This is a genomic window from Candidatus Borrarchaeum sp. (genome assembly GCF_019058535.1).
In the GTDB taxonomy this organism is placed as follows: domain Archaea; phylum Asgardarchaeota; class Sifarchaeia; order Borrarchaeales; family Borrarchaeaceae; genus Borrarchaeum; species Borrarchaeum weybense.
In genome coordinates, this window is the sequence record NZ_JAHPYX010000223.1 from 1 (window position 1) to 11165 (window position 11165).

The window sequence follows — 11165 nt, forward strand, 5'->3', positions numbered from 1 at the left end:
ATTCTCGGTAGCGGGAACTATTTTGAAATAGGGCTCTTCAAGTTGATATCTGCCCCCCTCAACGCTAATTTCCTCTCCAGCAGCACAGGGTATCAAGAAGGTGATTTCTTCTGGAGTTTTCAAATAAACCTTCGTAAGATGTTCATCTATATGACTTTTCAAAGAAATATCTTTGCCAAGGAATTTAAAATTGTGTATCTCAGAGGATTTAAAGATATCAATTGGAACGACGACCTGAAAATCCGCGCAGCGGATATCAAAGAATCCTTCTAAGATCGTTTTTATGTACTCTTCGTGACTAAAACTTTGCGGAAAGTTACCTCTCTGCTCTAAGGAGCTAGGGTAAAAATGCTCAGCCATCAGTCCTAGACTATTTGAGCAAAAAATTGCAGAAGAAAGCAAATCGTAGTATCTATCGAACTTTCCTGCTCTGGTAAAATGTCTAGCAAGCCAGAATGTAGAAAGAAAGAATGGATGCTCCTCATCTGGATATCGGGCAAATCCTCCGTCTCTATCTAAGATCTTTACAATTTTATCTACTGTCTTCATCATCTTTGGATCGTCAATAGGAATTAATTCATAAAGACTAAGCGCTAATACGGAAGAATCTAAGATATGTTTCTCAAAACTTTGAACAAAGGATCCTTGAGACTCAGACCAGCCTTTAGTATCAATTTTCTTCATTATTGCTTCGAACGTTTCCTTATAGGGGTCTAATATAACCGGTGAAGATAAAACCTTGCAGATAGTTATAAAATCTCTCAACCCTACCGCACATATAGCCTTGCCATAGACATAATTGTACCTTTCTCCTCTAAATTCCCAAATTCCATTCTCTTTGAGATCCCAGATGTCTAAAATTACATCTGCAGCCAACTTCAATCGAGGGAAAGTTTCTTTCAAATAGTTGATATCTCCACTGTGTTGATAGTATTTGAGAACTGAATTAATTACTAGGCCTTCACTATCAATTTGAAATTGATCTGATGCCGCATTTCCAATCCGAATTTTACCTCCATACTCTTCAGGTATATCAAGCACGGATTCATTCCCCAATTTTTTACCATTGATAGTATAAAGAGGGTGTTCCCAGTGACCATCATCGCCCTGAATACTGAAGAGAAAATCTAGAACTCTCCTAGAGGACGTAAAACAACTACTCATAGAAAGTGCTTCAGAGGTGAAGCATGCGTCCCTTACCCAACAGTATCGATAATCCCAATTCCCGTCTTTACCAAGTGTATCAGGTATGCTGGTGGTGGGTGCTGCTAAAACAGCCCCTGTTGGATGATAGATCAAATTGTGAAGAACCTGTAAGCTAATTTTATATATCTCAGAGACTTCCCTGAGACCGACATTGATCTGAACAGTATTTTCAAAAAACCTCTTCCAGAAGTCTAACTGCTGATTGAAAGGATGTGATATTCCACACGGACCTCCGAATGAAAAATGCAGTTCGGTGAAAAAATCTCTGTCTAGATCTATTAGAATAATATTATCTTTTTCAATATTCAAGTTGTGTTTTGAGCTAAGATAAATTTCAGAATTGCCTCCTGTAAGTTTGACAATATTTCCAATTTTTTCCAGTTTTACTTCTGCATCATCGAAGAATTTAAGAGTCAACCCTAATTTTTCAGGAGGATTATCGTAAAAAGTGAGCCGCCTTAAATAACAATTTGTAGCATGTGGCATATAGTCAATGAGATGAACAGTTAAGTTTGAATCCATCAGGATATTCACTAAAATGGGATAGTAATTCAAATAATGCAGATGAACACTCTCAAAGTTTTCTAGAAACGTATCTTCACCCGAATCTCTTGTAAACAATTTTATATAACCGCCCTTAGACTTATTTAAGATAGAAGCAATTAATAGATCAGAATCAAACTGAGGGAGAGAGAGCCATTCTATATTAGAATTTTCATTTATTAGCATTCCAGTGATACCATTTCCTAAGTAACCATAATTTGGGAACAACGACTTCAACCCCTTTTCTTAATCCACTCTCTAGTAATTTATGTGTTTAAAATGATCAAATTTGCGAACTAAAAAGCCCCATTAACCCCCTTAAATCTAATTTATGCCTTCAAGAGGTTCAGAGCCTATCTGTTCTCTCCATTTTGCTCTGTCAAGATAAAAACCACCGTTGAAAAGTCCAGTGTGACTCACTTCTTGTCGCTTTCAATTTCTTCTAATTCTGTTAATAGTGATCTCACTTCTCTAAAAGACTTCACACTGAATTTAGCATGAGAGGGCCCCAATCCCACCTTAATAGAATATCCTGATTCAGGAATGACTGCAAAAATATCTTCGTCGGTCACATCATCTCCTATTGCCAGAATAAAGTCCCAAGTATCTTTGGAAATCCAGTTTAACGCTGCCTTTCCCTTGTTTATACCAACGTTCTTGATCTCAATCACTTTGTTCCCTTCCAAAACTGCAACATTAAGATTGGCAAATAAATCTAAAAGCTGCGCTTTTAACTCACCTGTCCTTATTAAAGCCAATTCTGGATCTACTTGCCGATAGTGCCAGACGAGGGAAAAATCTTTTTCTTCGATGAGGGCACCTGGAGTTCTATCTACATAGCGTTCAAGCAGTGGTCTTATTTCTTCTTTCCAATCGTTTCTTAAAGGCTCGATCATCTGCCACATACTTTCTTTTTCCTTAAGCCACACGCCATGCTCAGCAATCATTTCAAGCTTTAGACCACGCAACCATTTTTCCAATATTTTTTTATCTCGTCCGCTTATTATGACAATTGTATTATTTGTATTCTGAGTAAGACATTTAAGCATTTCTAAGAGCTCAGCATCTGGTTTCGCTTTTGTGGGTTTTTTTACAAATGGAGTAAGAGTTCCATCGTAATCTAATAAAAGCAATCGTTTTTTGCTTTTGAGATATTTCTCAATTAACATCATCTTCCTTTCATATGTAAGTTTCGTCCCATAGAGTTCTTGCTGAATTCCTTTGATAGTACTCAATCCTTCCATAAAATCCTCAGCCCAGCGGACAACATTATAACGGCGTAGCCTCTCTTGCATCATTTTGTTATTTTCTATTTGAACTTCTTCTGGCATCGTTAGTGCTTCCTTTAAGGCGTTTGCAACTTCCTCTTTATCGTTTGGATTTATTATGATGGCTTCTCCCATTTCTCTTGCAGCTCCCGCCATTTCACTAAGAATTAACACGCCCTTGCCGTCGAGTTTACTAGCAACGAACTCTTTTGCTATTAAGTTCATTCCGTCTCTTAGAGGAGTTATCAGGGCGATATCGGCAATATTATATAGTGCAACGAGGATTCGAAATGGTAAGAATTGATACAGATACCAAACAGGCACCCACCCAATCTTTCCATGTTGTCCGTTAATTCTGCCGACCAACTCATCCAATTGTTTTTTCAGTAGCTCATATTGTTCCACTCCTGTTCGTGAAGGGACTGCGACTAAAATTAAAGTTACTTTTTCGTCATATTCTGGATTATTATCTAAAAATAAGTCAAACGATTCCAGTCGTTTTAATATACCTTTAGTGTAATCCAATCTGTCAATTGAAAAAATTATCTTGCGTTCGCCTACTTCATTACGAATTTGTTTGATTTCCTCTTGTACTGCTGATTCAGGAACTGCGCTTGTAAATCGCTCATAATCTATTCCCATAGGAAAAGTATCCACTTTGGTTACCCGGTTATCAACCGTGATTTGACCAAAAGTAGATTCATAACCTAAAAGTCGACTAACACTTGAATTAAAATGCCGGACATAATCGAACGAGTGAAATCCTATGAGATCTGCCCCTAGAAGCCCATTCAATATTTCTTTACGCCAAGGAAGTAGGCGGAATACTTCAAAAGAGGGGAATGGTATGTGAAGGAAGAAACCTATTGTAGTATCGGGAATCTCTTCTCTTATAAGTTTTGGCAACAGCATTAGGTGATAATCATGCACCCAAATAGCATCACCTGGCTCAATAACTTTCATAATAACTTCAAAAAAAGCCTCGTTCACTCGCTTATAACTTCTCCATGTAACTTCGTCATATTTGGTGTATTGGGTAAAATAGTGAAAAAGAGGCCAAACTGTTTTATTACAGAATCCTTCATAATAGTTTTCAATGTCTTGCTGGGATATATAGACTGGATAAAAGCCCTCAGATTTCAATCTGGCGTTGACTTCGTTTTCCTTTCCTTCAATATCTTCCAGGGTTATATTTGGCCATCCGATCCATAGGCTCTCATATGATTTATAAAATGAACTCAGACCTGTGGCCAGACCCCCTACACTGCGTTTAAAGTCCAACTTATTTTCTGTCTTTTCTATACTAATGGGCAATCTATTTGAAACAATTAGTAATCTATTCATTTGTCCCCCTCAAAATTTGTAATCTCATTGATTATTAGTAATGCACGATCTCTATGCTGTTTCATGCACATATCACAAGACGCCAGGATCTGTGTTATTAGATGAAACCAAATACGGTATGTTCCTTTTATTTTCATTTCCTATACATATCCTCTTTGAGTCTAATTATTGAATATAACACATTATTCTCGTAAGAGTGAAATTGGTATGGTTAAAGAGAATCTACGAGATTTTGATATATATCGTAGACCCATTTAAACTATGTGTGCATATTGTGGTATTAGCGATATTAAAACTCTAAAATCACTACTAGTAAACACAGAAATCCACATATCCATAGGAAACTACTATTAATTACTCAAATTAATAATCTTACTCATCTCACATTCAAACAGATGAGGCTAACTGCTACTTATTTTCGTAAAATAAGCACACGAGGGATGCAGAGGTTGTGGAAGAACCTTTAATCTAAGTAATTCTCAAATATATTAAGCCAATCAATCATTAGTCTTGTAATCAAGAAATTATTCTTTACATGTTCTTTTCCATTTTTGCCCATTTCATCTCTCAGTTTTTCGTCTTTCAGAAGTTTTATTATGCTCTCAGAAAATCCTTTGATATCCTTTGGTTCATGCAAAAATCCGTTCATGCCATTAATTACTTGTAATGGAATTCCTCCAACGTTGGAAGCTACAACAGGTGTGTCCTTCCAAAGGGCTTCAGAAACAACCAATCCAAAGCCTTCTCTTAAGGATTTTTGAATAACAACAGAAGAAGCAGTCTGTAAACAATTAACCATCAGATCTGTTCCATTTAGAAGTAGTTTGATATCCTTCTTATATGTACTTTTATTAACCTTTTTTCTAACCTTTTCATATATTTGCTGTCCCTCAGGGTCGTCTGTGGCAAATGCGCCGAGTAAAACTAGCTGACAATCCAATTTTTGCCTTACCATTTCAAAAACTCTTATAACTCCAAGCGGGTCTTTCCATTTATCAAATCTTGATACTTGCGAAATGATTGGTCTTTCTATATTAATTCCATGTTTAGTCAATGTGCTATCAATCATTTTATCAGAGATTTTTTTGTTCTTTTGGCATAAAGGGTCTATTGCAGGATAGATAACACTTTGTGGAATATTTAACTCCTTTTTATATTTCTCCATTGAGATGACCAAGTGGTCATATTGTTCGATGAAGTTTTTTAAATAAGTCCAGTGTGTTGGGTTGGGATGAGTTATATCAATGTGAGCCCTAAAAATCCACGGCTGTTTTTTTTCGTAGAAGTCAACTAATGCCAAAGGTTGTGGGTCATGCACTATTACAAGGTCGTGATTATTTATGTGTGTGAATTTTGAAAAGCGTTTATTTGTTTCGTAATAGATTTTTTTCCTTCGTTCTGACAAATTTACTTTATCGCCTTGGAGTCCATTATGATAACTTTTTGTAACTTTAAAGAAGTCAGGATTCCCATGCAGAATTCTCCAGCCGAAATCTATCCCAAAGTCATGAAACATCGGAATCATACTATTAAGCATCTCTGCAACACCGCCCCCTTGATAAGTCGAGTTAATACAAAGGATGTGATATTTAGAAAATTTTTCCGACTTCATCTGAAGTTGTTCAAAGTGTTCTATTCCAACAATGCTTCGATAGTTTTTCAGAGATGCCATTTCGGTTTACCTCACAGTGGGTTCATCGGGAAAATATACAGGGAAAACCGTATATCTCATTTATAAATTTTTAGAATTGCTGAGAAATAGGTCGAGTGAAATACGAAGTATTTTTTCAATATTCATAAAAGATTTTTGAAAATACTGTTTTACAAAAACTTTAAGAACTTGTTATTAGTGTATTGGTTGTTCTCTAGGCAAACCGTTATGTCTGCGTATTATGGAGAATATCGAGGACAAAATATGAAAATAGCCTTTTTTGTCTGGGAATTTCCACCCAAGATTGTTGGTGGATTAGGAACATATGCTCTGGAGATAACACAACAGTTTATTAAAAGAGGACATGAAGTCACGGTCTTTACCCTTAATGATCCTTCTGGGAAACTCCTCACAAGAGATATTTGGCGTGGTGTTGAGGTCTACAGACCGACACCTATCGATTTTAGCGGTCTATTTCCAACTTTTGTTGATACCGAACTCAGAGAATGGGGATTAGGACTTCGTTTCTTTTCAGATGTTATAACCTATAATGTATTTTCAGCTGCAAAACTTTGCAGTCACCTCGTAAAAAAAGAGCGTAGAGAATTCGATATATTATCTGCTCACGATTGGCTATCAGTTCTTGGAGGAATTTCATCAAAAAGACATCTAGATCTGCCTCTGATATTCCATGTCCATTCTACTGAACGAGGGAGGGCACTCGGAGGAGGCTCATGCACTGTAGAAAACTTTGAAGCAAAGGGTGCTGAAGTTTCTGATGGAATAATTACAGTATCAAAGGTTATGCGCGAAGAACTCATCTCTGTAGGCTTTCCTGTCCATAAGATAAATGTCATTTGGAATGGAGTTGACCCAGAAAACAAATATAATCCAAAAAATATCCCTGAAGAAAGTATTTTGACAATTAGAGAAAGATATGGAATTCAAGATGATGAATTCATGATTTTTTACGTTGGACGCTTAATTGCTGTTAAAGGAGTTGATTGTTTAATCAGAGCCATGCCTCAAGTTTTGGCTGATGTGCCAAACGCAAAGTTAGTCATTGTGGGTATGGGAAATTTGTACCAATACTTAGAAGATACTGTAAGCCAGTTAAATCTCCAAGATAAAGTAATTTTTCGTAATGAATTTATCTCGGAAGAGGAACGTATTCTAAGCATTGCAGCTTCAGATGTGTGTGTCTTTCCGTCTCATTACGAACCTTTCGGAATTGTTAGTCTAGAGGCGATGGCGATGAAAAAACCTGTGGTAGTAGGAGCAATGGGAACTTCTGGATTCAAAGAACAAGTAATAGAAGCAGGAACAGACCAATGTGGTTATCTTATTGATCCAAATGATCCAAATGATATCGCTAACGCAGTAACAACAATACTCCAAGATCCCGACCGTGCAAAAAAAATGGGAGAAAACGCAAGAAAAAGAGTATTAGCAGAATTTACATGGGATCATGTAGCTGAGAATACAATATCTGTGTATGAAAGATTTCTTTAAAATTTATACGCGATTACAAGAGCTTTTCTCTCAATATTTTTGAAGATGGCATGAAAACACACATGAAAAGATATATAAGAAACTTAAATATGGATGTAAAGCTATATTATGCAACTTTAGTGAAGCTTAAATTATCAATGGAGATTAGAATTGATACTTATGACGCTGGCACTGGTCGTGTAGATGAACTGGCTACCTTTGAAAATTAAGTTAAAGATGTAGACTATTTTGTATTGTGTGGGTTAATTATGTGAACAAAAACATTTTAAAATTCTTTAATTTTAAAAAGGATGTGAATTCTTGAATTCTGCAAATAATGATAAATCAAATAATTGGATGTTGCCAATTAATATTGTAAATTTGCTCTTTAATACAGTAACAATAATACCCTTCGTTATAATTCCTCTTTATGCAACAACTGTATTAGGTGCCTCCCTTTTTCAAGCAAGCTTGATCGCCGGAACGTTCTTTGGAGTTAATGCAGTGACGGCCATAATTATGGGGTCACTGTCTGATATTATGGGGAAGCGAAAACCATTTCTGATTTTTAGTCTGTTCGGATCTGCAGTCATCTTTCTCATAATCTCTTTTATTGCACTCCCAGTAACATTGATTTTATTAATGGGGCTCTTTGGATTCATAGCCGCAGGATTCTCACCCTGCGCGATGGGCATGGTCTCTGAATACTCAGAACCGGGAGAAAAAGGTAAAAACTTAGGATATTTAAATTCTGGAACCTCATTGGGGTGGGCAGTAGGCTCTTTTTCGAGCGGGACAATTACTGAACTTTTCAGTTTTGCGATGACCTTCTATTTTGGATGCATGCTTGCAGTTCTTGCTGCTGTCCTAACGATTATCTTCTTGAGAGAGACAAAAACCGACATTGTTAAAGAAAGAAACTTCAGCAAGATTATACTCGCTTTGAAAAATCGATTCATACCGAAAAGTGGCGAAAGCACATATTTAAAAGAAAAGGGCTTAAGTTGGTTTTATATCTCTTTATTCTTTAGATATAGTGCTTATTGGGGGTCATTTGCTTTATTATCCATTTTCTTTGCGACAATAGTGTCGACAACATGGGTTGGTATCCTTATAGCTATCAACTTAGGGATTTCAGCTTTAATTATGTCCCCTGTGGGTAAATTTTCCGATATGAAAGGCAGAAAAATAATCATTATGTTTGGATTAATTGGGACTAGTATTGTTTTAGTAATGTATGCGACATCCTACAGCCTTATTTTACTCATTATCGCCCAAGTCCTTAATGCTTTTGTTTTTGCAAGCATTTATACTGGAGGAAGTGCCTTTGTATCAGATGTCGCGCCTTCTGCCAGCCACAACGAAGCTATGGGTTACCTCAATTCTGCTATAACCTTTGGAGCTGTGACTGGAACCCTAATAGCAGGTATAATGGCTGAAATATTTGGTTTAAGAATTATGTTTCTCATCCTGGCTATATTGCCTATTATTGGTGCTGTAATTGTTTTATCAAAAGTAAGCGAAACCATCTCATCATCATAATTGTTGAGGATTAGGAGGTTTGGATGATGAGAGGGCATATAACAATAACATAATAGCCTAATTTAATGAGGGGTACAAAAAATGAAGGTGAGTAGGGTACAAGAGATGAGGAATCTTGATAAATGTGCTATTGAGGACTATGGTATCGTTGGGGATATCCTCATGGAGAATGCAGGTCAGGCAGCTTACTTCGTGATACTCGATCAGATAGGCATAAAGGGGAAGGATTTTATCATCCTTTGTGGTTCAGGCAATAACGGCGGTGATGGGCTTGTGGCAGCCAGGAAGATACATTCCCAGGGCGGCACTGCTCGGGTCTTCCTAATGAGCGATGAGGGTAAGTTTAAAGGATCCGCTAGAAAGAACTTCGAGATTGTTTCCAAATTGCCCATCGAGGTCCGGAAGGTAGAGGACCGAGAAACGCTCAGATCTTATATCATGAATTGTGACGTTATTGTGGATGCCATCTTAGGGACTGGTATTACACGGGAGGTAAAGGGCAAATATAGAGATATAATCAATCTAATAAACAAGAGTAAAAAATTGACTGTCAGCATAGACATCCCTTCGGGGATAAACGGTGACACCGGAAAGATTATGGGTGTAGCCGTGAGAGCCGATTATACTATAACCTACGGTCTACCGAAGATTGGCAACGTCATCTATCCTGGCTTTGAATATTGTGGAAAACTCTACGTTACTCATATATCATTCCCTCCAGAACTTTATAACAAACCCGAGTTAAAGATAGAGATAGGAATTCCTTCTCCGCTACCAAAGAACGGGCATAAGGGAGATATTGGAAAGGTCTTATTCATAGCAGGGGCCAAGGGATATCACGAGTCCCCATACTACTTGGTATCATCGTTCCTAAAAGCAGGAGGCGATTACTCACGCTTTGCTGCCCCTCACTCGGTTATACCTTTCATAGCCAACGAGGACAAAAAGATAGCTTTCGTTCACCTAACAGAAACGAAGAGCGGGAGCATCGCGATGCAAAACAAAGATCAACTTTTAGAGATAGCAGAGCAAATGGATCTTGTGGTAATAGGTTCTGGCGTTTCACTAAACAAGGAAACTCAGGAACTGGTGAGGATCCTAGCTGAGGAGATTGAGCGCCCTCTTCTTTTTTATAATGATAGTATTACCGTCATATCAAAGAATATAGAAGTAATAAGGTCAAGAGCAGAACCCACAGTTCTTATTGCTAATCTAGGTGAGATGTCCTCGATTGTATCTAAGGATACAGCAGAAATTGAAGTAACTATTATTGATATCTTACAAGAGATGGCAAAAACCCTTGATTCGATCATTGTACTAAAGGCTGCCCATTCTCTGATAAGCTACCCTGACAAAACTGTTCGCATCAATATGAGTGGCAATCCTGATATGATAACTGAAGGGTCTGGAGATGTACTTGTGGGCTGCATTGCTGCGATGTTTGGTCTTGGTCTTTCTATAGAGGAAGCGGTTGTGACTGGCGTCTTCATTCATGGTTTATCGGCAGATATAACTGCAGAAAACAAGGAAACGGACGAAATCACGGCCCAGAATATCATCGACTACCTTACTATAGCTCTCAAAAGATATAGAGAAAGGGGCAATGAGATACTTAACCACTTCTATCACAGCATATACTATGTATAGGTGGATAATTATGAAAGCATGGATAGCAAGGAAACAGGCTAGTATCGAAGAAAAACCAATGGAGTTCACAAATCTCCCAACACCAATTCCAAAAGGAGATGAAATAAGGATAAAAATATCAGCCTGCGGTATTTGCAGGACGGACCTACATATTGTTGAGGGCGACCTTCCTTTGAAGAAATCTCCAATTGTTCCAGGACATGAGGTCATCGGTGTGGTGGATGAAGTAGGGGATAAGGTTAAGAGGTTTAAAAGCGGAGACAAAGTGGGCGTATCCTGGTTGCATAGCACCTGCAGAAGATGTAAGTACTGCCTCTCAGGAAGGGAGAATTACTGTCCTGAGTACAAATGCACGGGCTGGCATGTTAACGGCGGTTTCGCGGAATATATGACCATTAGGGAAGACTTTGCTCTTTCACTTCAGGGCGTAGATATGGATCCCGAGGACATAGCACCACTCTTATGCCCAGGGG

At 37.8% G+C, this 11165-nt stretch carries 7 protein-coding genes; 4 read left to right on the forward strand and 3 right to left on the reverse strand.

All coding sequences use genetic code 11. From position 1 onward, the window contains the following. The 3 genes from QVB70_RS13625 to QVB70_RS13635 form a co-directional block, all read right to left on the reverse strand. Positions 1 to 1977 (reverse strand): glycoside hydrolase family 15 protein (locus QVB70_RS13625; RefSeq protein ID WP_287587274.1); only part of this gene is annotated, 1977 nt, incomplete at its 3' end. A gap of 188 nt (positions 1978 to 2165) precedes the next feature. Continuing rightward, positions 2166 to 4361 carry a bifunctional alpha,alpha-trehalose-phosphate synthase (UDP-forming)/trehalose-phosphatase gene (locus QVB70_RS13630; RefSeq protein WP_287587277.1) on the reverse strand — a complete coding sequence of 732 codons (2196 nt, stop codon included), beginning with the start codon at positions 4359 to 4361 and terminating at the stop codon, positions 2166 to 2168. Between the two features lie 463 nt (positions 4362 to 4824). After that, on the reverse strand, positions 4825 to 6033 hold the full coding sequence (locus QVB70_RS13635) for a glycosyltransferase (RefSeq protein WP_287587280.1): 1209 nt from the start codon (positions 6031 to 6033) through the stop codon (positions 4825 to 4827). Positions 6034 to 6240: 207 nt separating this feature from the next. On the opposite strand from QVB70_RS13635, the gene QVB70_RS13640 reads away from it, so the two are divergent. From QVB70_RS13640 to QVB70_RS13655, 4 genes are all read left to right on the forward strand, one after another. After that, a complete protein-coding gene (locus QVB70_RS13640) occupies positions 6241 to 7524 on the forward strand; it encodes a glycosyltransferase family 4 protein (RefSeq protein ID WP_287587284.1) in 1284 nt (427 codons plus the stop codon). A gap of 300 nt (positions 7525 to 7824) precedes the next feature. After that, positions 7825 to 9045 (forward strand): MFS transporter, encoded by a 1221-nt coding sequence (locus QVB70_RS13645; protein ID WP_287587287.1) that lies wholly within the window; start codon positions 7825 to 7827, stop codon positions 9043 to 9045. A gap of 81 nt (positions 9046 to 9126) precedes the next feature. Beyond that, the gene (locus tag QVB70_RS13650) at positions 9127 to 10692 is read left to right on the forward strand and encodes an NAD(P)H-hydrate epimerase (RefSeq protein ID WP_287587289.1); all 1566 of its coding nucleotides are present in this window, start codon (positions 9127 to 9129) and stop codon (positions 10690 to 10692) included. A 10-nt stretch (positions 10693 to 10702) separates the two neighbouring features. After that, a partial coding sequence (locus tag QVB70_RS13655) for an alcohol dehydrogenase catalytic domain-containing protein (protein ID WP_287587291.1) occupies positions 10703 to 11165 on the forward strand: 463 nt, incomplete at its 3' end.